This window comes from Parasphingorhabdus sp. (genome assembly GCF_048269865.1).
Classification (GTDB): domain Bacteria; phylum Pseudomonadota; class Alphaproteobacteria; order Sphingomonadales; family Sphingomonadaceae; genus Parasphingorhabdus.
On record NZ_JBLWUA010000008.1, the window covers coordinates 72622 to 99249 of the forward strand.

At 58.9% G+C, this 26628-nt stretch carries 26 protein-coding genes; 14 read left to right on the plus strand and 12 right to left on the minus strand.

Going from position 1 to position 26628, the window contains the following annotated elements; translation table 11 throughout:
• Positions 1-194 precede the first annotated feature (194 nt).
• Together ACN0WW_RS11935 and ACN0WW_RS11940 are read left to right on the plus strand one after the other, a co-directional pair.
• Positions 195-584: a hypothetical protein gene (locus tag ACN0WW_RS11935; protein ID WP_417612753.1), complete on the plus strand. Its 390-nt coding sequence runs from the start codon at positions 195-197 to the stop codon at positions 582-584.
• Complete coding sequence (locus tag ACN0WW_RS11940) at positions 584-1336, plus strand: hypothetical protein (protein WP_417612755.1); 753 nt, start codon at positions 584-586, stop codon at positions 1334-1336. Before ACN0WW_RS11935 ends, ACN0WW_RS11940 begins: the two co-directional genes overlap by 1 nt.
• A gap of 140 nt (positions 1337-1476) precedes the next feature.
• On the opposite strand, the gene ACN0WW_RS11945 is transcribed toward ACN0WW_RS11940, so the two are convergent.
• Entirely contained in the window at positions 1477-3000 is a 1524-nt protein-coding gene (locus ACN0WW_RS11945) for a hypothetical protein (protein WP_417612757.1), read from the minus strand.
• A 92-nt stretch (positions 3001-3092) separates the two neighbouring features.
• On the opposite strand from ACN0WW_RS11945, the gene ACN0WW_RS11950 reads away from it, so the two are divergent.
• The 5 genes from ACN0WW_RS11950 (at position 3093) to yghU (ending at position 7970) form a co-directional block, all read left to right on the plus strand.
• Complete coding sequence (locus tag ACN0WW_RS11950) at positions 3093-4304, plus strand: CaiB/BaiF CoA transferase family protein (protein WP_417612760.1); 1212 nt, start codon at positions 3093-3095, stop codon at positions 4302-4304.
• A gap of 25 nt (positions 4305-4329) precedes the next feature.
• A complete protein-coding gene (locus tag ACN0WW_RS11955) occupies positions 4330-5442 on the plus strand; it encodes an acyl-CoA dehydrogenase family protein (protein ID WP_417612762.1) in 1113 nt (370 codons plus the stop codon).
• Positions 5443-5454: 12 nt separating this feature from the next.
• Positions 5455-6651 carry an acyl-CoA dehydrogenase family protein gene (locus tag ACN0WW_RS11960; protein ID WP_417612764.1) on the plus strand — a complete coding sequence of 399 codons (1197 nt, stop codon included), beginning with the start codon at positions 5455-5457 and terminating at the stop codon, positions 6649-6651.
• Between the two features lie 11 nt (positions 6652-6662).
• Positions 6663-6977: a DUF1330 domain-containing protein gene (locus tag ACN0WW_RS11965; protein WP_417612766.1), complete on the plus strand. Its 315-nt coding sequence runs from the start codon at positions 6663-6665 to the stop codon at positions 6975-6977.
• Between the two features lie 102 nt (positions 6978-7079).
• Positions 7080-7970, plus strand: coding sequence for a glutathione-dependent disulfide-bond oxidoreductase (yghU, locus tag ACN0WW_RS11970; RefSeq protein WP_417612768.1), 891 nt, complete (start codon positions 7080-7082; stop codon positions 7968-7970).
• 6 nt (positions 7971-7976) lie between these two features.
• Here yghU and ACN0WW_RS11975 read toward each other — a convergent pair whose 3' ends face one another.
• The 8 genes from ACN0WW_RS11975 to ACN0WW_RS12010 all read right to left on the minus strand — a co-directional run bounded on the left by ACN0WW_RS11975 (position 7977) and on the right by ACN0WW_RS12010 (position 16934).
• Positions 7977-8606, minus strand: a complete 630-nt coding sequence (locus ACN0WW_RS11975) for a TetR family transcriptional regulator (protein WP_417612770.1) — start codon at positions 8604-8606, stop codon at positions 7977-7979.
• 35 nt (positions 8607-8641) lie between these two features.
• The gene (locus ACN0WW_RS11980; protein WP_417612772.1) at positions 8642-9514 is read right to left on the minus strand and encodes a crotonase/enoyl-CoA hydratase family protein; all 873 of its coding nucleotides are present in this window, start codon (positions 9512-9514) and stop codon (positions 8642-8644) included.
• A 60-nt stretch (positions 9515-9574) separates the two neighbouring features.
• Positions 9575-10357 (minus strand): SDR family NAD(P)-dependent oxidoreductase, encoded by a 783-nt coding sequence (locus ACN0WW_RS11985; protein ID WP_417612774.1) that lies wholly within the window; start codon positions 10355-10357, stop codon positions 9575-9577.
• A gap of 63 nt (positions 10358-10420) precedes the next feature.
• Positions 10421-11593 (minus strand): acetyl-CoA C-acetyltransferase, encoded by a 1173-nt coding sequence (locus tag ACN0WW_RS11990; RefSeq protein WP_417612776.1) that lies wholly within the window; start codon positions 11591-11593, stop codon positions 10421-10423.
• A 134-nt stretch (positions 11594-11727) separates the two neighbouring features.
• Complete coding sequence (locus tag ACN0WW_RS11995; protein WP_417612778.1) at positions 11728-13158, minus strand: aldehyde dehydrogenase family protein; 1431 nt, start codon at positions 13156-13158, stop codon at positions 11728-11730.
• A gap of 65 nt (positions 13159-13223) precedes the next feature.
• On the minus strand, positions 13224-14522 hold the full coding sequence (locus ACN0WW_RS12000) for a cytochrome P450 (RefSeq protein ID WP_417612780.1): 1299 nt from the start codon (positions 14520-14522) through the stop codon (positions 13224-13226).
• Positions 14522-16057: an acyl-CoA synthetase gene (locus ACN0WW_RS12005; RefSeq protein ID WP_417612782.1), complete on the minus strand. Its 1536-nt coding sequence runs from the start codon at positions 16055-16057 to the stop codon at positions 14522-14524. Before ACN0WW_RS12005 ends, ACN0WW_RS12000 begins: the two co-directional genes overlap by 1 nt.
• Positions 16058-16184: 127 nt before the next feature.
• Complete coding sequence (locus tag ACN0WW_RS12010; RefSeq protein ID WP_417612784.1) at positions 16185-16934, minus strand: 6-phosphogluconolactonase; 750 nt, start codon at positions 16932-16934, stop codon at positions 16185-16187.
• 203 nt (positions 16935-17137) lie between these two features.
• Here ACN0WW_RS12010 and ACN0WW_RS12015 point away from each other — a divergent pair, with 203 nt between their 5' ends.
• The gene (locus tag ACN0WW_RS12015; RefSeq protein WP_417612786.1) at positions 17138-17884 is read left to right on the plus strand and encodes a type II CAAX prenyl endopeptidase Rce1 family protein; all 747 of its coding nucleotides are present in this window, start codon (positions 17138-17140) and stop codon (positions 17882-17884) included.
• On the opposite strand, the gene gspI is transcribed toward ACN0WW_RS12015, so the two are convergent.
• Positions 17881-18291, minus strand: coding sequence for a type II secretion system minor pseudopilin GspI (gene gspI / locus ACN0WW_RS12020; protein ID WP_417613063.1), 411 nt, complete (start codon positions 18289-18291; stop codon positions 17881-17883). The genes ACN0WW_RS12015 and gspI overlap by 4 nt on opposite strands.
• On the minus strand, positions 18291-18770 hold the full coding sequence (gene gspH / locus ACN0WW_RS12025; protein ID WP_417612788.1) for a type II secretion system minor pseudopilin GspH: 480 nt from the start codon (positions 18768-18770) through the stop codon (positions 18291-18293). Before gspH ends, gspI begins: the two co-directional genes overlap by 1 nt.
• Before the next feature lie 103 nt (positions 18771-18873).
• On the opposite strand from gspH, the gene ACN0WW_RS12030 reads away from it, so the two are divergent.
• The 6 genes from ACN0WW_RS12030 (at position 18874) to ACN0WW_RS12055 (ending at position 25993) form a co-directional block, all read left to right on the plus strand.
• The gene (locus ACN0WW_RS12030; RefSeq protein ID WP_417612790.1) at positions 18874-19671 is read left to right on the plus strand and encodes an enoyl-CoA hydratase-related protein; all 798 of its coding nucleotides are present in this window, start codon (positions 18874-18876) and stop codon (positions 19669-19671) included.
• A 103-nt stretch (positions 19672-19774) separates the two neighbouring features.
• Entirely contained in the window at positions 19775-21736 is a 1962-nt protein-coding gene (locus ACN0WW_RS12035; protein ID WP_417612792.1) for an alkyl/aryl-sulfatase, read from the plus strand.
• A gap of 105 nt (positions 21737-21841) precedes the next feature.
• Positions 21842-22999: an acyl-CoA dehydrogenase family protein gene (locus ACN0WW_RS12040; protein WP_417612794.1), complete on the plus strand. Its 1158-nt coding sequence runs from the start codon at positions 21842-21844 to the stop codon at positions 22997-22999.
• A gap of 112 nt (positions 23000-23111) precedes the next feature.
• Positions 23112-24155, plus strand: coding sequence for an acyl-CoA dehydrogenase family protein (locus tag ACN0WW_RS12045; protein ID WP_417612796.1), 1044 nt, complete (start codon positions 23112-23114; stop codon positions 24153-24155).
• 72 nt (positions 24156-24227) lie between these two features.
• Positions 24228-25205 carry an NAD(P)H-dependent flavin oxidoreductase gene (locus ACN0WW_RS12050; protein ID WP_417612798.1) on the plus strand — a complete coding sequence of 326 codons (978 nt, stop codon included), beginning with the start codon at positions 24228-24230 and terminating at the stop codon, positions 25203-25205.
• Positions 25206-25207: 2 nt separating this feature from the next.
• Positions 25208-25993: an SDR family NAD(P)-dependent oxidoreductase gene (locus tag ACN0WW_RS12055; RefSeq protein WP_417612800.1), complete on the plus strand. Its 786-nt coding sequence runs from the start codon at positions 25208-25210 to the stop codon at positions 25991-25993.
• A gap of 58 nt (positions 25994-26051) precedes the next feature.
• Here ACN0WW_RS12055 and ACN0WW_RS12060 read toward each other — a convergent pair whose 3' ends face one another.
• Complete coding sequence (locus ACN0WW_RS12060; RefSeq protein ID WP_417612802.1) at positions 26052-26486, minus strand: RcnB family protein; 435 nt, start codon at positions 26484-26486, stop codon at positions 26052-26054.
• Between the last annotated feature and the right edge of the window lie 142 nt (positions 26487-26628).

Here is a 26628-nt window from a genome sequence, read left to right on the forward strand (position 1 = left end):
ATTAAATATTACAAGCATTGAAAAGAACAATACGCCCTGCATTTAATTTGCCGTTGCAATAGATGCTCAATGTGTCAGAGTAGTTAGATCACTAGCAAAATTATTATTATGTCACCTAAGACCGCCGGTGCAGAACGCGTTTTGTCAAAGCAGATTTATTTTTTCGCTGGCTATGGCCATCGTTGGAGAAGGCATTGTTAATTTGGGATTATCTATTACCCGGTAGTATCATCATGCTTAAATTCGGTTTACGCATGACAACCGATCAAGAAACAAACGGGGCTGACACCCTGAAAGCAATCATGGTTTTTCCGGTCGACATTGCATTTTTATCGCTTTCATATGGCTCTGCAATTCTCTATACTTCTGAAATCAGTACAGCTACGACTATTCCCGTTAAGGCCGTTCTGACCACAGCGTTCATCGCTATAGCACTTTTGCTTCCGGTCATTGTAGTTTCAAAGAAGTCCGAAAGAGCGCTGGTGCTTGCAAAGACCAAGAAAGCATCACTCCTAGCTGCGCTTGGCTACTTCTTGGCGCTCACCATTACCGCAGTTTCCGTTTCGATTGATGGGATGCTCTGATGATAACCCTCCTTCATCTCTTGTCAACTACAGCTATACCAACAATGCTAACAACCATACCCGTGGTAGCGGTAGTCTATTTCCTCACTCGTCGACTCATGAGGGAATATGTCGAAAGTCATCAGCGCAGTCACTATAATGATTTAAAAAATGAAGCCGTGCTTTCTGAAATGCGCGCATCATATGAAAATAGGCTCGCCGATCTGACGCGGGAAATGGTTGCTACTAGAGAAAGATGGGAGGATGCAAACCATCTGTTGATATCCGGTCAGCGCAATCAATCAGGTATCGTCTCGAATAAGGCAGTTGATGTTGATAGCTTTCTAAAACCTTATGGAATAAACCCCGACGCAATTCACGCAGACGATGACAAGATCTTCGTACTCACGCCATTCTCTAATGAAGAGAAGCCTGTTTACGAGACTATCAAGTCGGTCTGTTCAAACGCGGGTTTTTTAGTAACGCGCGGTGATGAAAGTCGTGCAGAAGGAGATATTCTTCCGCAGATAATTGCAGGTATTATTTCATCGCAGATAGTCATCGCAAATATTTCGTCCCGGAACCCTAATGTATTCTTTGAACTGGGCATCGCGATGGCTTTGGGTAAACCAACTCTGCTAGTATCAGATACGCTGTCCGATGTGCCGTTTGATCTACAAAGCCGCCGAATTATTGTGTTTAAAGAACTTGCGGATTTGAAAACCTCATTGACGGCGGCTCTGCTGCAAACTGTAAGAAGCAACAAGTTATAAAATAAATATCGGCCTTGGCGCTGAGAGTAGATATAAAGATTACGACAGTTCTATCTTCCGCACGTAACCAAAGCCCCCTCAAACCGGCGCTGCCGCCCGACATCTAATCCGCTCCATCACACACCAACAGCTTGCGCCCACTAGCCCTCAAGCTTCGCTATATTGCGATCATCGGCAGCGGTGACATTTACCGTCAGGCCGATCAGATCGGTATCTTCCGGGGCATCCGGCAGGATCCCGATCGCCGGCAGGCCCTGCTCATCCTCCAGCCAGAGGCTCGCCGCGCCGCGGCTGGCCTTGCCATAGGGCATGGCATAGCTTTTGATCACCGCCTTGCCGCTGAAATAATGCTCTTCCTTCACATGATCCGGCTTGGGGATCCGCACCGGCGCCGCGATGCGGTCGGGCGACCAGCCGCCGGCGACTGGCTGCGCCGCATAAATGCCGACCGATTCCTTGTTGATCACGCCGCCATTGGCCGAGATCATCCCCGGCTTGCTGCCATCCTTGCGCAGCGCCTGCACCAGAGCGACCATGCCGTGGGCGCTGTAGCTGTTGCCGGGCCCGCCAAAGAAGCTCAGCCCGCCGGTCAGCGTGTAAGAGGACAGCGGCCGGTCGGGCGATCCCAGCGCATCCATCGCCAGCGACACCGCGACCGGGAAGCAGCTATAGATATCGATCGGGCCAAGATCGTTCGCTTCCAGTTCCGCCAGCTCCAGCGCCTTGGGAAAGGCGACCTCCATCGCTGGTGAAATCGACAGGTCGTCCTGATGGCTCATCAGCGGCACGCTGGCGTCGGCGCCGCTGTGCAGATAGATCATCTTGTCTTCGGCAATCCCCAGTTCTGCGGCGTGGCCAGCGGTGGTCAGAATGACCGCTGCGCCCAGCTCGACTGCGTCCTGCGCCACCATCCAGCGGCGATAGGGATCGTTGAGCCGGTAATTGCCGTGCTCGTCGGACAGCAGCTCCGCCGCCGTCCAGTCGCGGGCAAATTGCGCATGCTCGCGAGTCAGCGACACACCGGCAAAGGCCTCCCACAGCTCCGCCATATCCTTGGCATAGCTGACACGGTTCATGCCCAGCCGCGCCCGCCGGGCATTTTCGACAATCCCGTAAGCCATCGGCATGTTGATAACGCCCTGCCGCCATTCATAGGCGGTCAGCATCTTGTCTTCATTGGTTATCAGGTCGGTCATCTCGCGGGTCGCGGGCTGGTTCCAGTCGAGGACATGATCGCTCCGCCGCGCGCGTTTGACCGTGCCCATATTCTCGGCGCTGGAAAGGACCACCGCCTTATATTCGCCAGCATGGACCTGGCAGGCGAGCTTGTTGAGATGCTTTTGCGGGCTCTGTCCCCCGACATCGCCATAGAGCAGGCTGGCCGGGTCGAGACCGGCCGCGGTGGCGACCGCCTCGGGGAGATTCTCCGGCGAACCGAAATCATGCGGCAGGCCGCTGTCGTGAAACAAGCGGATCGACAACAGGCAGTCAATCGACGCCGCCAGCTTGTCTGCCGCGCCGCTGTCGGCCAGCGCCTCCCGGACCGCAGCGGATGCCAGATCCACCGTTGATGGCCATTCAATCCCTTGCGATTCTTTCAGTTTTTTTCCGCTCGCTTCACCGACACCGACCAGCACCGGTGCCTTGGGATCTGCCAATACCATTGTTAATTCCCTCAAAATAAACAGTTCATCAATCAATTAAACATGATAACAGCATGCTGAAATCATGCACTAGCTAAAATGGAGAATTATTGATGGGCGGCTGGCCGGAATTGAAATGGGACACGGAACCAACGGGCCCTCTGAAGGGTTTGAAAATCGTTGATATGTCTACCGTGGTGCTCGGACCCTTTGCCACTCTCAATTTCGCCGATATGGGCGCCGATGTCATCAAGATCGAAAATGGCGAGGGCAAGTTCGGCGGCGACATGATGCGCCATGCCGGTGACAATCCGACCGGAGACCTTGGCCCGATTTTCACCTCGCTCAACCGCAACAAGAAATCGATCACGCTCAACGGCAAAAATGCCGACGACAAGGCGGTCATTCTCGAGCTGCTGAAACATGCCGATGTGTTTTTTCACAATGTCCGCCTCGCCGGCATGGAGCGGCTGGGCTTGGACTATGAAAGCGTCAAGGCGGTCAATCCGGGCATCGTCTATGTCCATTGCGCCGGCTTCGGCCAGGGCGGCGAATATGAGAAGCGGCAGGCCTATGATGACCTGATCCAGTGCGCCTCCGGCTTTGCCAGCCTGTTCGAAATGCGCGGCGACAGCGGGCGGCCACTCTATATGCCATCGCTGGTCGCCGACAAGACAATCGGCCTGTTCGCCGTCAATGCGACGCTCGCGGCGATGTATCACAAGGAAAAGACCGGCGAAGGGCAATTTGTCCAGGTGCCAATGTTCGAGGCTTTCACCTGGTTCAACATGGTCGAGAATCTGTGGGGCGAAACCTTCATCCCGGGCAATGGCAAGCTTGCCTATACCAGATCGATCAACGCCAACCGCAAACCCTATCCGACCAAGGACGGCTATATCGGACTGGTGCCCTATAATGACGCGCAGTGGCGGAAGTTTTTCGAGCTGGGCGGCAAACCGGGCGTGTTCGATGAACCGCGCTTTTCCGATTATTCCCAGCGCACCAAGAATATTACTGCCCTCTATGCGCTGATCGAGGAAATTGCCGCGACCAAGACCACCGACGAATGGCTGCCGCTGCTCGATGAACATAATATTCCGGCGATGCGCTATAACAAGATGGAAGATGTGCTGACCGACCCGCATTTGCAGCAGGTCGGTTTCTGGCAGGAACGGGAAGGCGAAAAGATCGGCAAATATCGCACGATCAAGCATCCGGTTCACTATTCCGCCAGCCCGGCCAATATCTATGCCGACCCGCCAACGCTGGGTGCGGACAATGATGAAATACGCGGGGCCATCGGCATGCCCGCCAATGACGCATAAAATATAACAGGACAGGAGCCGCTCGATGAACTTTGATTTCTCCGACGACCAGAAATTTCTCCGCGACGAAGCCCGCAAATTTCTGGAAGCCCAGTGCACGATGGCTCAGGTCCGCGAAGTGCTCGACGACGACAGCAAGAGCCATAATGACGGGGTCTGGAAGAAGATTGTCGACATGGGCTGGCTCGGTGCGGCGATACCTGAAGAATATGGCGGGCTTGGCCTGGGGATGCTCGAGCTGTGTGTGATCGCCGAGGAACTGGGCCGGACCCTGGCCCCGGTTCCGTTCGGGTCCTCCGCCTATTTCTTTGCCGAAGCGGTAAAACTGGCGGGCAGTGAAGAACAGAAATCCGAACTGCTGCCGAAAGTGGCGGACGGCAGCGTCATCGGCTGTATCGCGGTCAGCGAAGGACCGGGCGAGATTGCCGCCAGCACGATTGCCACGCGGCTGAAAGATGGCAGCATTTCAGGGAAGAAAATCCCGGTCACCGATGGCGATATCGCGACCCATGCGGTCGTCCTGGTGAAAGATGGCAGCAGCGCCAGCCTGGTCATTGTCGATCTCAACCAGAGCGGCGTGTCGCGTCAGTCGATCAAGACGCTGGAGCCGACCCGCAGCCATGCAGTGATCAACTTCGACGGCGCTAGTGCCGAACTGCTTGGAGAAGCGGGCAATGGCATGCCGTTGCTGGACCAGATCAATGACCGGGCTGCAGTGCTGCTGGCGTTCGAGCAACTGGGCGGTGCCTCGCGCTGTCTGGAAATGGCCAATGCCTATGCCAAGGAACGGCAGGCCTTCGGACGCGCTATTGGTGGCTATCAGGCGATCAAGCACAAGCTGGCCGACATGTATGTGAAGAACGAAGTCGCGCGCTCTAACGCCTATTATGGGGCCTGGGCGCTGTCGAGCAACGCATCCGAGCTGCCGGAAGCGGCGGCGGCGGCGCGGGTCGCGGCCTCGGAAGCTTTCTGGTATGCCTCCAAGGAGAATATCCAGACCCATGGCGGGATGGGCTTCACCTGGGAGGTGGATTGCCATCTCTTCTACCGCCGCGCCAAATTGCTGGCTGTCCAGGCCGGCAGCCCGGCAGTCTGGAAAGAGAAGCTGGTCAGCGCGCTGGAAGCGAAAAACAATTAAAGGGAATTGAGCATGGATTTCAACGATACCCCCGAAGAAGCGGAATTTCGCGCCGAGGCGCATGCTTTCCTGTCGCAGCATCTGAAACCGAAGACACCTGGCGCGCTGCGCTCCGGCAATCGGGCAGATTTTCTCGACCGTGCCAAGGCCTGGCAGAAGACAAAGGCCGAGGGCGGCTTTGCGCAAATCACCTGGCCGAAGGAAATGGGCGGCCGTGGCGGCACCGTGATGCAGCAGGTGATCTGGGGTCAGGAAGAGGCGAAATTTGATGCCCCGACCGGTCCGTTCGCCATCGGGCTCGGCATGTGTATCCCCACTGTCATCGCCTTTGGCTCTGATGAGCACAAGAAGCGCTACGTCCAGAAAGCCCTGAAGGGCGAAGAAATCTGGTGCCAGCTGTTCTCCGAACCGGCAGCCGGGTCAGATGTTGCCGGTCTCAAGACAAAAGCCGTCAAAGATGGTGACGAATGGGTCATAAATGGTCAGAAAGTGTGGACTTCCGGCGCGCATTATTCCGACTATGGCATCGTGCTGGTCCGTACCGATCCCAATGTGCCCAAGCACAAGGGTCTGACCATGTTCATCGTCGACATGAAGCAGGAAGGGGTCGACGTCCGGCCGATCCATCAGGCCTCCGGCGGCAGCGAGTTTAACGAAGTCTATTTCACCGACGTCCGCATTCCCGACAGCGACCGGCTGGGTGAGCCGGGCATGGGCTGGAAAGTGGCGCTGGTCACGCTGATGAACGAGCGTCTGGCCGTCGGCGGCTCGCCTGGCCCGGACTGGAAGGAAATCATGGACTATGCACGTTCCGCCGGGACCCTGTCGAACCAGGCGTTCCGCGACAAGCTGGCCGACTGGTATGTGGCGGCACAAGGCTACAAGCTGACCAAGTTCCGGACCCAGACCGCGCTGTCGCGCGGCGAAACGCCGGGGCCGGAAAATTCCATCGGCAAGATCATCAACGCCAATCATCTGCAGGATATCTGCAACAGCGCGATCGAGATGCAGGACCATTTCGGGATTATCGTCGACAAGGACGAGGCACCGTCCGAGGCGGTGTTCCAGGAAAGCTTCATGTGGGCACCGGGACTGCGCATCGCCGGCGGTACCGATGAAATCCTGAAGAATATCATCGCCGAACGGGTACTCGGCCTGCCCCAGGACGTCCGCGTCGACAAGGACAAAACCTTCGCGGAAATGAACTAGGAGCACTCCCCATGTCTGACCTTCCCGTCCATGTCATCGCCAACTTCACCGTTCAGGACGCGGCGAAATATCGCGAATATGAAAAGGGCTTTTTCCCGATCCTGAAAAAACATGGCGGGGAGTTCATCACCTTCGACGACAGCAGCGTCACCTTTGAAGGGGCTGCACCGCTGCAGGGCCGGGTGGTGATGTTCAAATTTCCCAATGAAGCGGCGGCAACCGCCTGGTATCATGACAGCGAGTATCAGACGCTGTCGGATTATCGCCGGGCCGGAACTACGCTCAACTTTCTGACGATGGTCCACGGGATTCCGCCCAGAGCCTAGCCACCGGTTATAAATCCGCTTGTGGCGGACGCAGAAAAAATTGCGTGATCGTTTGGCCCCCGAATGGTAGCGGTTGCCCGAGCCAAATAAAGGAGCATCCCGATGACCACCGACCTGCCTGATTATACCCCGCCGAAAGTGTGGAAATGGGACAAGGAAAATGGCGGCAGATTTTCCAAGATCAATCGTCCGATTGCCGGACCGACCAAGGACGTCGAGCTGCCGGTCGACAAGCATCCGCTGCAACTCTATTCCATGGCGACACCCAATGGCGTGAAGGTCACGGTGATGCTCGAGGAGCTTCTGGCGCTGGGCCATAAGGGCGCGGAATATGATGCCTATCTGATCAACATCAGCGACGGTGATCAATTCGGCAGCGGCTTTGTCGACATCAATCCGAACAGCAAGATTCCGGCACTGATGGACCACAGCACCGAGACGCCGACGCGTCTGTTCGAATCCGGTTCAATCCTGCTCTATCTCGCCGAGAAATTCGGTGCATTCCTGCCGACCGACCATAACAAGCGCACCGAGGCGCTGAACTGGCTGTTCTGGCAGATGGGGAGCGCGCCCTATCTCGGCGGCGGCTTTGGTCATTTCTATGCCTATGCGCCGGTGAAGATCGAATATTGCATCGACCGCTTCGCGATGGAGGTCAAACGCCAGCTCGACGTGCTCGACCGCCATCTGGCCGACAATGAATATATGGCTGGTGACGAATATAGTATTGCCGATATCGCAATCTGGCCCTGGTATGGCGCGCTGGTCCAGAATGTCGTCTATGAAGCCGCCGAATTTCTCGACACCGCGTCCTACAAGCATATGAACCGCTGGACCGACATGATCGGCGAGCGGCCCGCTGTGCAGCGCGGCAAGATGGTCAACCGCGCCTGGGGCGATCCCGAAGGACAGCTGCGCGAACGGCATGATGCGAGCGATTTCGAGCTGCGCACGCAGGACAAGCTGGACCCGGAAAGCGAAGCGGAGGAGTAGCGACTCCTACTTGAGAATCCCGGCCATGATCAGGTCGACCGTCTGTTCGCGATAGGCGTCGCGCATCCGCTCGTCGAAATCGTCGCGACCGTAGCAATATTTCCAGACCAGCTTGCCGGTAAAGAAACGGTCGGCCGCGCCGGTCACGGCGGAATAGAAAAGATCCGGATCGACTTCGCGGAATACGCCCGACTTGATGCCTTCGCCGACGAAGGTCTTGTAAGCGCCCGACAGCGGTTTCAGATATTTGTCGGCGATCTTGCGCGCGCCTTCCGGCGGCAATTCGCGGATCAGGCGCATGGTCAGGCGGTTGAGATAGGGAAATTCGTAATAGGTATTGATCACCGCGCCGATATGATGGCGCAGCTTGTCTTCCGGCGGCCAGTCCTTCTGCAGCAGCAAGCCGACCTGGACGAGAATATTGTCCATATCGCGCTCGAGAATCGCTTCGAGCAGACCATCCTTGTTGCCGAAATAATATTTGACCAGCGCGCTGTTCAGGCCGGACAGGACCGACAGCTCGCTGAAGGAAATATCGATCGTGTCGCCTTCGCGCATGATCTGGCTGGCGGTCTCGATCAGCTTGTCGCGCGCGCCTGCCTCATTTTCTTTAACGCCCAATTTGTCGACACCCATTTATCTTCCCCTTTGTGCACCACGTCACAATTTCGTCACTTATAGACAGGTTCTTTCCACCATGGGAAGCTGTCTGGCAAGTCGCTGGATACTTTGTCCGGATAGTTCGGACTGCGCTTCTCCAGAAAGCTCGCGATCCCCTCTTTGGCGTCGGCAGATTTCGCCCGGTTATAGATGATCCGGCTGTCGACCTTGTGCGCTTCCATCGGATGGTCGGCAGCGGGCAATTGCCACAGCATCTGCCGGGTGACAGCCACCGATACCGGGGCCGTATTGTCAGCAATTTCCCGCGCCAGCGCATAAGCGGCGGGCAGCAGGTCCTCGGGTTTGTGCAGCGAACGGACCAGACCGCCCTTGAGCGCTTCTTCCGCGTCAAACACGCGGCCCGTCAGACACCATTCGAGCGCCTGTGCCCGGCCCACCAGATTGGGCAGGAACCAGCTCGCCGCGCCGTCGGGCGCAATGCCGCGCCGGGCAAAGACAAAACCGAAGCGCGCGGTCTCGCTGGCCAGCCGCATGTCCATCGGCAGCAGCATGGTTGCGCCCACTCCGACCGCGACGCCGTTGACCGCGCCGATCACAGGCTTGAGACATTGATAGATCCGCAGGATCAGCAGGCCGCCGCCGTCACGCACGCGCGGATCGGAATAATCTTCCACCGGCTCTTCGCTGGCGAAAGGTTTCTTGCCGTCTTCGGGCGTCAGATCCGCACCGGCGCAAAAGGCGCGATCCCCGGAGCCGGTCACCACCACCGCTCGGACATCGTCATCGGCGTCGATGCGGTCAAAGGCGTCGGTCATTTCCTTGATCATCGTCCCGGTGAACGCGTTCATCTTTTCCGGACGGTTGATCGTGATCGTCGCGATATTGTCGGCAACGTCGTAGAGGATCTGGGTGTAATCGGTCATGCGGGTCTCCCGGGGATAGAAAAAGGGCCGCGAGTTTGTCGCGGCCCCGTGATTGGTCGATTAGCGCGGGGCCATCCTGATGCCGCCATCGAGGCGGACATCCTCGCCGTTGAAATATTGCGTTTCGATCATGCACAATGCGAGCGAAGCATATTCGTCCGGCTGACCGAGCCGCGGCGGATGCGGCACCATCGCACCGAGTGCATCGCGCACATTCTGCGGTGCGCCCGCGAGCAACGGCGTATCGAAGATGCCGGGCAGGATGGTGTTGACGCGGATGCCTTCGCGGGACAGGTCACGGGCAATCGGCAAGGTCATGCCGACAACGCCGCCCTTGGAGGCGGAATAGGCAGCCTGGCCGATCTGGCCATCTTCGGCAGCAACCGATGCGGTGTTGACCATCGCGCCGCGATCGCCGTCTTCCAGCGGATCGAGCGTCAGCATGCCAGCAGCCGATTTGGCGATGCAGCGGAACGTGCCGACCAGGTTGACCTGAATGATGAAGTCAAACTTGTCGAGCGGGAAGTGGCGGATCGTGCCATCTTCCTTGGCGCGGCTGGCGGTTTTCATGGCGTTACCAATACCGGCACAGTTGACCAGGATCCGCTCTTGGCCATTGGCGGCACGGGCCTTTTCGAACCCGGCATCGACGCTTTCGTCGCTGGTCACGTTGACGTTGCAAAATACGCCGCCCAGTTCGGAGGCCAGCGCTTCGCCTTTTTCTTCATTGAGGTCGAACAGAGCGACCTTCACGCCTTTGGCCGCGAGGCGGCGAGCGGTTGCCGCACCGAGACCGGAGGCACCACCGGTAATCACCGCTGAAATATTGCTATTGAGTTCCATAATCCTGTCTTTCTTCCAAAAATCGTCATCCTGACACAATGTCAGGATGACGACATATTTACATTAGCCGAGACGCTCGATGATCGTAACGTTGGCCTGGCCACCGCCTTCGCACATGGTTTGCAGGCCGTATTTTGAGCCGCGCGCTTCCATCGCGTTGAGCAGGGTTGCCATCAGCTTGGTGCCGGATGCGCCAAGCGGGTGGCCAAGAGCGATCGCGCCGCCGTTGACGTTGATCTTGTCGCGGTCGGCACCGACATGTTTGAGCCAGGCGAGCGGCACGGGAGCGAACGCTTCGTTCACTTCGTAGAGATCGATGTCACCGATCTTCATGCCGGCGCGCTTCAGAGCGCGGTCGGTTGCGAACAGGGGCTCTTCGAGCATGATCACCGGATCGCCTGCGGTAACCGTCAGATTGACGATCCGCGCGCGCGGGGTGAGGCCATGATCTTTCAGCGCCTGTTCCGAGCAGATCAGAACTGCACTGGAGCCATCGCAAATCTGGCTGGCATTGGCAGCGGTGATTGCGCCGCCTTCCTGCAGCAGCTTGACCGCACCGATGCTTTCCATGGTCGCATCAAAGCGGATGCCTTCGTCGACCTTGTGCTGTTCCTTGCCTTCGGGCGTTTCGATTTCGATCGGAACGATTTCATTCTCAAAGGCACCGGATTCGACGGCCTTGATTGCCTTCTGATGGCTTTCCAGCGCAAATTCGTCGAGATCCTGGCGGCTGAAACCGTGCTTCTTGACCATCATCTCGGCGCCCATGAACTGGCTGAACTGGATGCCGGGATAGGCTTCTTTCAGCCGGTCCGACATGTTCGTGCCGAGGCCGGCATCCTTGAACAATTTGAAGGTGGAGCCCATCGGCACGCGAGTCATGCTTTCGATGCCGTGCGCCAGAACCATGTCCTGGGTACCGGACATGACGCCCTGTGCCGCAAACTGGATCGCCTGCTGCGAAGAACCACACTGGCGGTCGATCGACACCGACGGAATGCTGTCCGGCAGCTTGGACGCCAGAACCGCGTTGCGACCAACGTCGCCGCTCTGCTCGCCGCCCTGCATAACGCAGCCGGTGATCACATCTTCGATCGCGCTGGCGTCGAAATCATTGCGATCGCCAATAGCGTCCAGGGTTGCCGCTCCGAGGTCCACCGGATGGACGCCCGCCAAACGACCGCCGCGACGGCCTCCAGCGGTGCGAACCGCATCAACAATATAGGCTTCTGCCATAATCTTATTCCTTCAATTGGTTAAGGGTCTAGAATTTAACTGACCGGTTAAACCGCACCGGCGCTAGCGTCAAACGAAAAAGCCGGCCATCACAATAGTGATAACCGGCCTGTTCACGTTATGACATGCCGAGGTCAGGCAGGCACATTGTCTTTCTTGACAGTGATCACCTGCGGATAGGTGAATTCCAGCAGGCCTTCCTTGCCATATTCTGCGCCAAAGCCCGACTGCTTGTGTCCGCCAAACGGGGCGAAAGGCGACAGGTGCAGGAATTCGTTGACCCATACGGTCCCAGTTTCCAGCTGTTCGGCAACCCGAACGCCTTCGTCGGGATCAGCGGTCCATACTGCACCGGCCAGGCCATATTCGCTGGCATTGGCGCGGCTGATCGCTTCGTCCGTGCTGCTGAATTTCATCAGTGGCATGACCGGACCGAATTGCTCCTCGGCGACGATCCGCGCATCTTCCGGCGGATTGTCGAGAATCGTGATCGGCACATAATAGCCCGGGATATTCTCGTCCTTGGCATCGCCGCCGACCAGGAACTTATAGCCATTGTCCTTGGCATCCTGAATCAGATCCAGCACCCGCTCATATTGCTTCTTGTTCTGGATTGGACCAACCGCCGTGCCCTGCTGCGAGCCGTCGCCGACCTTCACATTTTTGGCATAGGCAGCAATCGCGGCGCTGAGATCGTCATAGATATCCTCGTGGATATAGATGCGCTTCGCAGCAACGCAGATCTGTCCCGCATTGGTGAAGCTCGACCAGAACAATTGCTCTGCGACCTTTTCGACATTGGCGTCGGGCAGAACGATCGAGGCGTCGTTGCCGCCAAGTTCCAGCGTGATCCGCTTGAGGTCCTTCGAGGCACCTTCCATGATCCTCTTGCCGGTGGCGGTGGAACCGGTGAAGGTGATCTTGTCGATATCGGGGTGGCTGGTGATCAACGGCCCGAGGCTGTCTTCGCCGGTGATGATGTTGACCACTCCTGGAGGGGCAACATCCTTGATCAGCTCGGCGAGACGCAGGGTGGTCAGCGGCGTAAAGGGCGAAGGCTTGAGCACGATCGTGCAGCCCGACAGCAGTGCCGGAGCAATTTTCTGGACCGCCATCATGACCGGGAAATTCCAAGGCACGATGCCACCGACGACGCCGACCGGGACGCGGCGGGTGCGGCTGAGGCGCTGTTCCGTGTCCTCGTTGATCTCGTCTTCCAGTTCCAGAGTCGCCTGCGATCCCGCCATATAGGCAGCACCGGCGATTTCACCCTGCGCCTGGGCGTGCGGCTTGCCCTGCTCTGCGGTAAGCAGGCGGAACAGCTCGTCATTATTCTCGTTGATTACGCCAGCAATCGCCTGGACCACCTTGCGGCGCTCGTCGATCGGCTTTTTCGACCAGCTCTTGAAGGCGGCACGGGCAGCGGCAACCGCCTGGTTCAGCTCTTCCTCGCCACAGGCGGGGACCTGGCCGATCACTTCTTCATTGGCCGGGTTGACGACGTCCAGCGTCTCTGCCGTGCCAACCATCTCGCCGTTGATCAAATTCTTATATTGGGTAACCATCGTGTTCTCCTTAGGGACTTTATATTTGAATCACTTATACTGTTTTACAAGGCCGTCCGCGCCATTCAATTTGATAGAGTGTAGCGGATCGGCAGAGTCTTGAGCCCGCCGACAAAAGTCGACTTGGCGCGGACCGGTTCGCCTGCCAGTTCCAGCGTCTCGATCCGGTCGAGCAGCTCGTTGAACAGGATTTTCATTTCCATCCGGGCCATATGCAAGCCGAGACATTGATGGGCACCGGCACCAAAAGCGATATGACGGTTTGGCGAGCGGCTGGCGTCAAATTTGCGCGGATCGGAAAAGACAGCCGGGTCATGATTGGCCGCGATATAGCTGATCATCAGCCAGTCATCCTTGGCGATCTTCTGCCCACCCAGCTCGGTATCCTCTGCCGCCGTGCGCATGAAATGCTGCACCGGTGTCGTCCAGCGGATCGCTTCCTCGACAATGCCGGGCAGCAGGTCGCGATCGGCCTTGAGCCGGGCAAATTGTTCGGGATCGCGCGCCAGCGCCATCATCGCGCCAGCGGTCGAGGCGGATGTCGTATCATGGCCCGCCGCCGCCAGAATGATATAATAGCCGGCCATGTCCCGGTCGCTGAGATGCGCCCCGTCGACTTTGGCATTGGCGATCACGCTCGCCACATCATCGGTCGGGTTTGCGCGTTTTTCCTGCGTCAGCTTGGCAAAATAGGCCTCAAAGTCGGCAACCGCGCCCACCACTAGCTGCATGATCTGCTCGGGCGTCATATTGGCCATGCCCGACTTGTTGAGATCCTCGTCCTGACCGCCGAACATCTGCTGGGTGAGGAACAGCATCCGCTGTTCGTCCGCTTCCGGCACGCCCAGAATCTGCATCACCACGTGCAGCGGATATGGCGCCGACACCAGCGGCACGAAGTCCGCTTCGCCGCCAGCATCGACCAGCCGGTCAACCGTCACCTTGGCGAGCGCGCTGATCTCGTCTTCCATCTGGCGAATATTCTTCGGCATGAACCAGTCCTGCGTCAGTCGCCGATATTGCGGATGCGTCGGCGCATCCAGCGCAACCAGCGAACGGACCAGATTGGGGTCGCCGCCGGTGATCGACTTGACAAAGGCGCCGCTGTTCTTGTCGCTGAACGTGACACTGCGCGGACTGTTCAGGAACAGCTTGTTGTCCTTGCTGATCCGCATCACGTCATCATAACTGGTGACCAGCCAGAACGGATCGTGGATATCGTCGTTGACCACCTTCGCAACCGGCGTCTCGGTGCGCAACCGGTCGAAACGGTCGAGGAGCGCATCCCAATTGACATAATGGGCCGGGTCAATAATCGCCTGCGCATCCGCCTCGGACAAGATGGGTTCAGCCTGCGTTGCCATCAGGCTGGCTCGCTTTCCTGCTTCTTCCAATATTCGTCGCGGAGCAGCCGCTTGTAGAGCTTCCCTGTAGCATGGCGCGGCAGTTCGGCACGAAAATCGATCCGCCGCGGGACCTTTACCCCGGACAGCGACTTGCGGAGATAGGCTTCCAGTTCCTGCGCCAGCTCGTCCCCCGCGTCGGCCATGTCCATCGGCTGCACCACCGCGACCACCTTCTCGCCCATATCCTCGTCCGGCGCGCCGATAACGGCGGCATCCGCGACCTTTTCATGGGTGACCAGCAGATTCTCAATCTCCTGCGGGTAGATATTCACGCCGCCGGAAATGATCATGAAGCTCTTGCGGTCGGTCAGATATAAAAAGCCGTCCTCGTCCAGCTTCCCGACATCGCCCAGCGACGTCCATCCTTTTTCATGCGTGGCCGCCTTGGTCTTCTCCGGGTCGTTATGATATTCGAATTGTGCGCCGCCTTCGAAATAGATCTGGCCTTCCTCGCCGACCGGGACCTCCTCGCCATTTTCATCGCAGATATGCACAATGCAATTGATCGGCTGCCCGACCGCGCCCTTGTGCGACAGCCAGCCTTCGCTGTTGCAGAAGACAAAGCCGTTACCCTCGGTTCCGGCATAATATTCGTTGAGCACCGGCCCCCACCATTCGATCATGGCCTCCTTGACCGGTACCGGCACCGGCGCTGCCGCATGGATCGCGCTCTTGATCGCGGACACGTCATATTTGGCGCGGATCTCCTCCGGCAGTTTCAGCATGCGGACGAAATGGGTTGGCACCCACTGGCCGACATCGCATTTATATTTCTCGATCAGCCGCAGCGCATCTTCCGGATCGAATTTCTCCATGATGACACTGGTGCCACCAAGCGCCTGCACCGCGATATTCCAGCGCAGCGGTGCCGCATGATAGAGCGGTGCTGGAGACAAATAGACGCAATCCTTGTGGAACCCGAAGATCGCCTCGGCCAGTACGGCAATCTTGTTCGGCCCGGCGATATTTTCATCTTCCGGCAACGGCAGCTTGACGCCCTTGGGCTGCCCGGTGGTGCCCGACGAATAGAGCATGTCGACCCCGGCGCGCTCGTCGGCGATCGGCGTATCCGGCATCGATTCGAGCACTGCTTCGATATCGCGCTCGTCGTCCACGCCAAAGATCAGCTGGTCCACCTCAGGATTCAACGTCCGCAACTGGTCAACCATCGGCAACATTTTCTGCGAACTGATCAGCAGCTTCGCGCCGGAATCTTTCAGGATATAGCTGACTTCGTCGGCAGTCAGTCGGCTGGAGATAGCGACCTGGAACAGGCCGGAACGCTGCGATCCCCAGGTGACGGGAAAAAATTGCCGGTGATTCTCCATGCAGAGGGCAACGGTATCACCGATCTGCAGACCCCGGCTTCGATAGAGCTGCGCGACCTTGTTCGACAGCTTGTCCAGCTCAGCATAAGTGATGACTTCTCCGGAGTTCGCCATGATTACGGCCGGCTTGTCCGGATGTTCCTGTGCGTGGACGGAAGGATGCATGTTCTGGCGTTCTCCAAGAGTTCGATCGCCCTAATTGGCGATTCGCTTTCCCGGCACCATGGTTTAATCGCGCAGTTAAATCAATCGAAAGTCACATCAATCGGTGATAGAAGCCAGGCATCGCCCCCTAATTCTCCACATAGATATCCACAGGCACAGTCAGATCCGCAAATATCCGGCCAATCGGTGCCATGCTCGTCGCTCCCTGTTCGATCTCGGACTCGAGCATCGTCTGGGCGTCCGCACCTTTCAGCAGAACGACCACGGTGCGCGCTTCACAAATTGCCGCCTTGGTGATCGTCACCAGCGGCGTATCGCCGTCCTCGGGCAGCAGGCCGACGGCTATTTTCTCCGGCGGCCCGTCGAGCGCTTCTTCCATGTCGGGGCTTTCCATGATCCCGGCGGTGCTGCCATCCGCGCCCATGCCGAGCAGGACCAGATCGGGCGGCCATTTGGTGTCGCGCAGCCGTGCATCAGCCGCGGCACCGGCCATGTGATAATCCTCATGCTCCGGTGCCAACGGCAACACGCGCGCTCCGCGGGTCAGAAACAGGCTGGCCAGTTTTTTCACATTGCTGCGCGGATCGTCGAGCGGAACCAGCAGGTCGTAGCTCGGGATGATCGTGACATATTTCCACTTGATCGGCTTTTCGGCGAGCGCTTCGAGGATAGGCATCGCCTCATCACTGGCGGGCAGCGCCAGCAGCGCATCGCCGCGCGCATCCAGAGCGCTTTCGATAATGAACTGGATATCGCCAGCAACCGCATCGACCATCTCTGCCTGATCGTCAAAGTCCCACCATTCGGGCAGGGATTCATCCTCCTCCGGAAGGTCGTCCATATCAAATTCTTCTAGTGCGTCTTCGAGTTTGCTCATGTTTCTTTCCGTCAATCCAGTTTCCCTGCGCTTCTAACGACTGTTCCGGACGAAACAAAGGTGAAACATCAGATTATCTGGTGCGAAATGGGAGGAATCGGGCGCGAAAATGGCACTTTTGCAGAGGGTCGGACCCGAATTCGCTTTACATATTCCGTCATGCCGTATTACTACAGTAAATCACTACAAATGGGGAGGAGACGATGCTGGATATTCTTGTCATGCTGGCAATCTGGTGGGCACCGGTGCTGGTCATCATCGGCGTCCTCGCCCTGCTGGGCAAGATTGAGGTTTCCGCCCCCTGGCTGGTCGCCTCTATCGCCTTTTACGCCATCTATGTCGCTGCAGTCTTTTCCCGCTTTCACATTCCCGGGTTTGAGGCGGCCTTTGGCGAGACCCAGTATAACTGGTCCGGCAAGCTGCTGGCCATCGCGACCTCGGCGGTGATGATCATTGTGACCGTCAGATCCTCCGAAAAACTGACCTTTGCCGATGCCGGTCTCACCTTCAGGCAGCGCGAGGGATCAGTTGGTCCGGCGCTGATCGCGATCGCGCTGATGATCGCCTTCATCATCGGCCTGCAGATGCTCGCCAATGACGGCGCCACGCTCGACACCGAAACTTTGCTCTATCAGGCGACCATCCCCGGCATCGACGAGGAGCTCATGTTTCGCGGATTGCTGCTGCTTGGCCTGTCGATGGCAGTCACCGGCAGGACCTGGAATCTGTGGGGCGCACCCGTCGGCTGGGCGGCGATCCTGGTCACGATAATCTTCGCTCTGGGGCACAGCATCATCGTCAGCGACGGCCAAATCCAGACGATCTGGATCGCGATGATCTACACCGCGATCCTCGGCTGGGCACTGATGTGGATCCGGCTGCGCACCGGCAGCATATTGCTGCCAATCATCGCCCATAATGCGACCAACTTCGTCGGCCAGTTCTTCTAGCTTGCGGGTGGCTCCACCGGTGGTTCATCAAGCACCAGCGCCGAAGGCCTCAATATCGTCAGTGACGCGGGCGCGCCGCTGTCTTTCTCCCGCGCGCTGATATCGATCTGGATGAAGCGCTGATCCTCGGTCAGCTTGGCATCCTGCGCCCACTGCCATTGCCAGCCGCCATTTTCGACCGTGCCGCTTTCCTGGCCAAGCGCTGGCGGACGCGGGTCGGTGAGAATTTCGACCGCCCGGTTGCGGACGACCGACTGGGCGACGACGCGCATTTCCAGCTCAGCGGCATTGTTGGTGGTATAGGCCTGCAACCGGATCAGCGAGAGGGCAGCGAGGCTGAACACCGACAGGGCGACCAGCATTTCGATCAGGGTGAAGCCGCGCTCTCCCGACTTTCCCAATCTCATCACGGTGCCGTCCCCGCCAACTTCACATCGCCCATTGCTGCAATCAGCACGCTGCGGCTCTGGTCACTGGCCTGCAACACAAGCTCGGCCTGATCGCTGGGCAAACCGGTACTTTCGAAACTGATCATCATCGGGCCGGCCTCGCCGGTCTGCGCGGTGACGCCATCGGACCAGTTGGTCGACACGAATGGCTTGTCCTCGATCACCGACCAGTTGCCCTTGCGTCGCTCCAGAAAACTGTAGCCGGACGGCGTGACCTGCACCGCCATCGGCCGGGATTGCAGGATCGCATTGTCACGCAGCGCTGCAGTGCGTGCAGCAAAGCGCTGCGCGTCTTCTTCGAGCGCGCTGCTGCCGCTCGGAAAAGAGAAAACCACGACCGAAGCCATCAGCCCGATGATCAGCAACACAACCATCAGTTCCACCAGAGTGAAGCCCGATGTATTTTCGCTTGCGACTGGGGTTTTCTGTCGGATCATTATCGTTCATTTAGCGAGTTGAGCGGAGCGAGTCTTGCAGAATCCATGAAGCCCTGCAATGACAGCGGCATAAGAACAGAAACGCAGGGCAAAGGAATTTTTGATGGCAGACGTCATTCTCTACGAGAAAAATGACCGCATCGTGACAATCACATTGAACAAGCCGGAAACGCGCAACGCGCTATCGAAAGATTTGTGCGAGGCGCTGGTCAACGCGATTAACAAGGCCGACGCCGATACCGGTGTCAGCTGCGTCGTGCTCGCCGCCAACGGCAAGAGCTTTTCCTCCGGCGGCAATCTGCACGAGATCAAGGCGATGACCGCCGAGCAGAATATGACGCCGCTGGACATCGAGAACTGGTACAAGACCGGCATCCAGCGCATTCCGCTGGCCTTTTTGGAAATCTCCGTGCCTGTGATCGCTGCGGTCAATGGCCATGCGATCGGCGCGGGCAACGACCTGACCACCATGTGCGATATCCGCATCGCCGGCGAAGACGCGATCTTCGCCGAGAGCTTCCTGCGCGTCGGCATCATCCCCGGTGACGGCGGGGCCTGGCTGCTGCCGCGGATCATCGGTCAGGCGCGGGCCAACCAGATGCTGTTCACCGGCGAGTTTATCGATGCCAACAAGGCGCTGGATTATGGTCTGGTGTCGGAAGTGGTGGCCAACGACAAGCTGCTCGAACGCGCCTATGAACTGGCGGAAATGGTCGTCGGCCTGCCGCCGCTGGCGATCCGCAAGACCAAGGAACTGGTGCGCACCGCGCAGAGCGTGACGCTCAAGGAAAATCTCGATCAGGCCGCACTGTTTCAGGGCGTCCTGCAACAACTCGACGACCACCGCGAAGCAATTGATGCGATACTCGAAAAGCGCAAGCCGGTGTTCAAGGGGGCGTAGGATGTTCTCCCGCGAAGGCGGGAGTCCATCTTCCAATGGTGCCTAGAAGAAATTCCAGGAGATGGGCCCCTGCCTGCGCAGGGGAACAGATAGGAGAGATAGAATGAAAAAGTCCGCAATTTTGATCGCAGCCCTGATCTCGGCAGCGCCTCTATGGGCAGCCCCTCCCGAAGGCGTCGCCACCGAGGCGACCAAGGCCGCCAATGCCAGGGTCGCGGCGGAATTGCCGATTGCCGACCAGACCGATTTCGAAAATGCCAATCGCGGTTTTCTTGCGAAAATCGAGGGCGATAAAATTCTCAACGAGGATGGCTCGGTCGCCTGGGATTCGCACCAGTTCGACTTTATCACCGGCGCAGCTCCCGATACGGTCAATCCGTCGCTCTGGCGGCAGGCAAAGCTGAACAGCATCCACGGCCTGTTCGAGGTCGTGCCCGGCATATACCAGATCCGCGGCTATGATCTGGCGCAGATGACGCTGATCGCTGGCAAGACCGGATGGATCATCATCGATCCCCTCACAACCCCTGCCCCGTCGAAAGCCGGGCTCGCGCTGGCCAACGAGACGCTTGGCGAGCGGCCAGTGGTCGCGGTGATCTTCACCCACAGCCATGGTGATCATTTCGGCGGCATCGCCGGAGTCGCTTCGCCCGAGGATATCAAGGCGGGCAAGATCCAGGTCATTGCCCCTCACGGCTTTCTCGCCGAATCCGTGGGTGAAAGCGTGATCGCCGGCACCGCGATGAACCGGCGGGTGCAATATCAGTTCGGCACCGCCCTGCCGGTCGGTACTACCGGCAATGTCGGCGGCGGCCTCGGCCAGAAACTGTCGAGCGGCGATGTGTCGCTGGTGCCGCCGACCCGATCGATCAGCAAGGATGGCGAGACACTGGTGATCGACGGCATCACCTTCGACTTCATGGATGCGGGCGAAACCGAGGCACCGGCCGAGATGGTCTTCTACATCCCGCAGTTCAACGCCCTGCATAGCGCAGAGGTCGCAACCCGCACCTTCCACAATGTGCTGACGCCGCGCGGCGCGCTGGTTCGCGACACGCTGAAATGGAGCAAGGTGATCGACACGATGCTCGCCAAATATGGCGACAAGGCGGACGTCATGCTGGCTTCCCATCACTGGCCGACCTGGGGATCGGACAATGTGCAGGCAGCGCTGAAGAACCAGCGCGGCATCTATCGCTATGTCCACGACCAGACCATGCGTCAGGCCAACCAAGGCGCGACCATGGACGAGATTGCAGAGAATATCGGCGAGCCGGATTTCGCCAAGACCGACTTCGGCGTGCGCGACTATTACGGCACGCTCAACCACAACAGCAAGGCGGTTTACCAGCGCTATTTCGGCTGGTGGGACGGGGTGCCGGCGCATTATCACGAATTGCCGCCCGAAGAAGCCTCGAAAAAATATGTGGAAGCGATGGGCGGTGCCGCCAAGGCGCTGGCGGTCGGAGAGAAGGCTTTCAACGAAGGCGATTACCGCTGGGCGGCCACGGTCTTCAACCATCTGGTGTTTGCCGATCCCGCCGATGAAGCGGCGAAACAATGGCTCGCCTCTACCTACGAGCAGCTTGGCTTCCAGTCTGAAGCCGGCACCTGGCGCAATATCTATCTGGTCGGTGCCCATGAATTGCGCGAAGGCAATAATATCAAAAATGCGATCAGCACTGCCAATGCCAAGGTGCTCAATGGCATCCCGGCGGTCGACCTGTTCGACGCCATCGCGACCCGCTTCAATCCCGCCAAGATGAAGGGCGACGGCGGCATCCTCCGCTTCTGGTTCCCGGACCGCAAGGAAGCGGTGAGCATTGATCTCGGCAAGAGCGTCCTGTTCCCGCGCGGGGAGGATTATTCGATTACCGCCGACGGATCGGATGTGCAGATTACGATCAGCCGGGTGGACTTTACCAAACTGCTGATGCGGCAGACCAGTCCGATGCAGCTGATCCGGGACAAACAGATGATCATCAGCGGCGATGATGCCTTGATGGCCAACATGTTTATGGCGCTCGACGAGGTCAATCCGCAGTTCGATATTGTGACGCCATGAACAGCGGCGGACAGACCAAACCCGTTCATGCTGAGCTTGTCGAAGCATCATGGCAAGCGTCCTTCGACAGGCTCAGGACGAACGGCGATAGTTACAAAGGCCTAAATGATGCAAAGATTTAACTTCCCCGTCATCCAGCCCGATCCGGCGCTCGAGGAGTTGCGCGGCGAATTGCAGGCTTTTCTGAAGGAAGAGCACGAGGCGGGCAATTTTCGCCCCGAACCGGAATGCTGGATGGCCTCCGCCGATCCGGAATTCTCGAAAAAAATGGGCAAGCGCGGCTGGATTGGCCTGACATGGTCCTCGCAATATGGCGGTCACGACAAGTCGGCGCTGGAACGCTATATCGTGACCGAGGAAACCTTGCGCGCCGGCGCGCCCGTTGCCGCGCACTGGATCGCTGATCGCCAGCACGCGCCGATGCTGCTCGCCCATGGCACCGAGGAGCAGAAGCTCGATATCCTGCCCCGCATCGCCGCCGGCGAATGCTATTTCGCGATCGGTCTCAGCGAACCCGGTGCCGGCTCCGACCTCGCCAATGTCAAAACGAAAGCCGAAAAGGTCAGCGACGGCTGGAAGATCAACGGCCAGAAAATCTGGTCGTCCGGCGCCCATATCTGCCACTATATGGTGGCCCTGCTGCGCACCTCGCCCGCCGATGGCCGCAACCGCCACGTCGGCCTGTCGCAGATCATGATCGACCTCAGCCTGCCCGGTGTCACGGTCAAGCCGATCGTCGACCTGTCCGGCGATGCCCATTTCAACGAGGTCTATTTCGAGGATGTGATCGTCCCCGACGACTGTCTGCTCGGCGCAGAGGGCGGCGGCTGGGCACAGGTCACCGGCGAACTGGCGATGGAACGCTCGGGTCCGGAGCGTTTTCTGTCGAGCTATATCACGCTGGAGACCGCGCTGGGACAGCTGAGCGGGAAAATGGGTTCCGACTCCCAGGCACGCCTCGGCAAGCTGATCGCCAATCTGCGCACGCTGCGCGGGATGTCCTGGGCGATCGCCAATCTGCTCGATCAGGGCGTTTCGCCCGAAACCGAGGCAGCGCTGGTCAAGGATCTCGGCAATAGACTGGAAAATGACCTGACCCAGCAAGTCCGGGCGATGCTGAACGACCTGCCGCCCGAAGACTGGAGCCCGGACATGCGCCGGATCATGAATATCGGCGTGCTGCGCTCCCCACCCAACACACTGCGCGGCGGCACCACCGAAGTGATGCGCGGCATTATCGCCCGCCAGCTGGGGCTCCGGTGATGAGAGCGGCAGAGCAATGCGCTCCGCACTCGATGCGGAGTCCTGAAGGCACAGGCGCACGCTGTAACACAGAGCTCCGCATCCAGTGCGGAGCACGGTCGGAGACTGTCATATGATCAACACCGAAGGCATGGTCGCCGAAACGGCCACGAAAATTTACACCGATCTGTGCGGCCGGGACGTGCCGCATCTGGCAGAAGCCGGTGAATATCCGCAGGCGCTATGGGACGCGCTTGCCGAAAACGGCCTGCCGCTGGCCTGGGTCAGCGAAGACAATGGCGGCTTTGGCGCCGAATTGGCCGAGACGTTCGGAGCCATCTGGGCCTCCGCGCAGGCGGCCTCGCCGGTGCCGTTTGCCGAAACGCTGATCGCCAACTGGATGCTCGACAAAGGCGGACTTCCACCCGCCGACGGCAGCGCCAGCTTCGCGCTCAGCGGCCATACGCCGAGTGCTGACATTCCTTTTGGCATGCACGCCGACAAGATCGTGCTGTTCGACGCCGCCCATCACGAAATCGCCCTGTTTGATAATCGCGCTGGCGTCCGCTCGCCAGAGGAAGCCCTGTCTCCCGACGGCATGACGCAATTTGTCTTTTCCGGCCATCTGGCGGAGCAATCGGCCAAGACCGACCTGTCGCGGCGCGCCTTCGAGGCAATGATCCTGACCGTTCGCGCCGTACAGATGGCTGCGACCATGGAAAGCGCGCTCAACCTGTCGATCGAATATGTTTCGCAGCGCGAACAGTTTGGACGGCCGCTATCCAAATTCCAGGCGATCCAGCACCAGCTGGCGGTCGCCGCGTCGGAATGCGCCGCCGCGACCATGGCCGCGACCCAGGCGGCCAGCGCCATCGCTCGCCACGCCGATGATCCGGAACAGGCGTGGCACGAGGCCGTGATCGCCAAGGTCCAGATCGGGCATAGCGTCGAGGCAGTGACCGTGCCCTTTCATCAGGTCCACGGCGCGATGGGCTATACGCAGGAATATGATCTGCACCATTATACGAGGCGGCTCTGGGCATGGCGCGATGCGCTGGGCAACGAGCATCACTGGTCTCGCCAACTGGGCGAGGAACTGGCCGCAACCACCCCGGATCAAATCTGGCAAGGCGTGACTACAGGCGACTGGACGGGGGACAAACCGGCTGCTAGTTAATCGCGCGATTAAATGATTCCCGGATGGAGCAAACATGCCTCCAATCCTTCTAAAAAACAGGAGCAAAATCCCATGAAAACACGCATCACCGAGCTTTTCGGCATCGAACATCCGATCATCCAGGGCGGCATGCATTATGTGGGATTTGCCGAACTGGCGGCAGCGGTTTCCAACGCTGGCGGACTGGGCATTATAACCGCCCTGACCCAGCCGTCCGCTGCGGCACTGGCCGACGAAATCGCCAAGTGCCGGGACATGACCGACAAGCCGTTCGGCGTGAACCTGACGTTCCTGCCGGTGGTCAATGCGCCCGATTATGAAGGCATGGTCAAGGCGATCATCGACGGTGGCGTCAAGGCCGTCGAAACCGCCGGCAATAATCCGGTGCAGGTGCTGCCCGCGCTGCACGATGCCGGGATCAAGGTGATCCACAAATGCACCGCCGTCCGCCACGCGCTGAAGGCGCAGAGCATCGGCTGCGACGCGGTATCGGTCGACGGCTTCGAATGCGGCGGCCATCCTGGCGAGGATGATATTCCAAACATGATCCTGCTGCCCCGCGCTGCTGATGAGCTGGAGATTCCCTTTGTCTCCTCCGGTGGTCAGGCCGACGGCCGCAGCCTCGTCGCCTCGCTGGCAATGGGCGCGGAAGGCATGAACATGGGCACCCGCTTCATCGCCACCAAGGAAGCGCCAGTGCATCAGAATGTGAAAGACGCAATTGTCGCTGCCAGCGAACTCGACACCCGCCTGGTGATGCGCCCACTGCGCAATACCGAACGCGTACTGACCAACCCGGCGGTTGAACGGCTGCTCGAAATCGAGAAGGAAAAGGGTGCCGATCTGGAATTCAAGGATGTCATCGAGCAGGTCGCGGGCGTCTATCCCAAGATCATGCTGGAAGGCACGATGGACGCCGGTGCCTGGAGCTGCGGTATGGTCGCTGGCCTGATCAACGATATCCCGACCTGTCAGGAACTGATCGACCGGATCATGGCCGAAGCCGACCAGATCATCAATGGGCGCCTGAAAGGCTTCCTGGCGGCCTGATCGTGGAACCCTATCAGCCGCTCAGCCGCTCCATCGCCGGCAAGATTGCGATCATCACCGGCGCGGCCAGCGGCATGGGCCGCGCCACCGCGCATCTTTTTGCGTCGGAAGGCGCGCATGTCGCAGTGACCGATCTGGATCAGGGCCGATGCGACGCCGTCGTGCGCGAAATTGAAGAAGCTGGCTATCCAGGGTCCGCAGAGCCATGGGCGCTGGATGTCAGCAACCCCGACGCGATCAAGGCGGTGGTCGCCGACATCGCGCAAAGCCTGGGCGGCATCGATATCCTGGTCAACAACGCGGGCTTTGCGATTCCGGCGGATGTGGCGGAAGAAAGCTATGAGCAGAGCTGGTCGCCGACACTCGAAGTAATGCTGTCTGCCCATCAGCGAATGATCCGCGCGGCGCTGCCCCATCTGCGCAAGGCCGAGCATCCGCGCATCGTCAATGTCGCGTCTACCGAAGGACTGGGCGCTTCGCCGGGCAACAGTCCCTATGTCGCGGCGAAGCACGGCGTGATCGGGCTGACCCGCGGCCTGGCCGTCGATCTTGGCCGCGAAGGCATCACCGTCAACTGCATCTGCCCCGGACCGATCCGCACCGGTATCACCGACGGCATCCCGGAAGAGCACAAGACCATCTATGCCAAGCGCCGAGTGCCGCTGCGCCGCTATGCAATTCCCGAAGAGGTGGCGCATATGACCCTGTCCTGCGTCCTGCCGGCAGCGGCCTTCCTGACCGGAGCGGTGATCCCGGTCGACGGCGGCCTGACGATCAAGAACGCCTGAACAAAAGGCCTCCGGAATCGATTCCGGAAGCCATTGCTTGAGTCAAGATCGCTCCATTCTATCGAAGCGCATTGCCGATCACTGCGCCGATCAGGCCGCTGCCAACCGCGATCAATAGCGCATCATTGCCGGAGCGAACCCATTGATAGCCGCGCGGCGCGTGGGACAGCCGGTAGGCGCGGGGATTGTTGATCACCCGGTAATTGCTCGCATAGCGCCGGTCGAAGCGCTGGCCCTTGGCCCAGTGCCGGTGCTGGACGGCCCCATAGCGCTGGCCATTGTAGCGACCACGCTGGATGTTGTTTCTTGTCGTGCTTCTCGTGACCACACGCTGACCGTTTCTCTTGGTCACCGTTTTCTTGACCACACGCTTGCCATTATGATGCTTCACCGACTTCTCGACCGTCCGGTGCGATGCGGCCGCAGCCTGGGCGGTGACCATCGGCGAGACAGCCATTGTCGTGACTGCCAAAGCCATCAGAAATTTTTTCATCTCGAATTCCTTTTCTGTTCGGCGCCAACTGCGGCGTCACAAACAGAAATAGGGGCAAGCTGTCGCAGGCCTTTGTCAGATTCGCACTTTTTTGTACTGGTTTGTCGCAGAAACCCGATCCGGTTCATCGGGCGATCAGCTA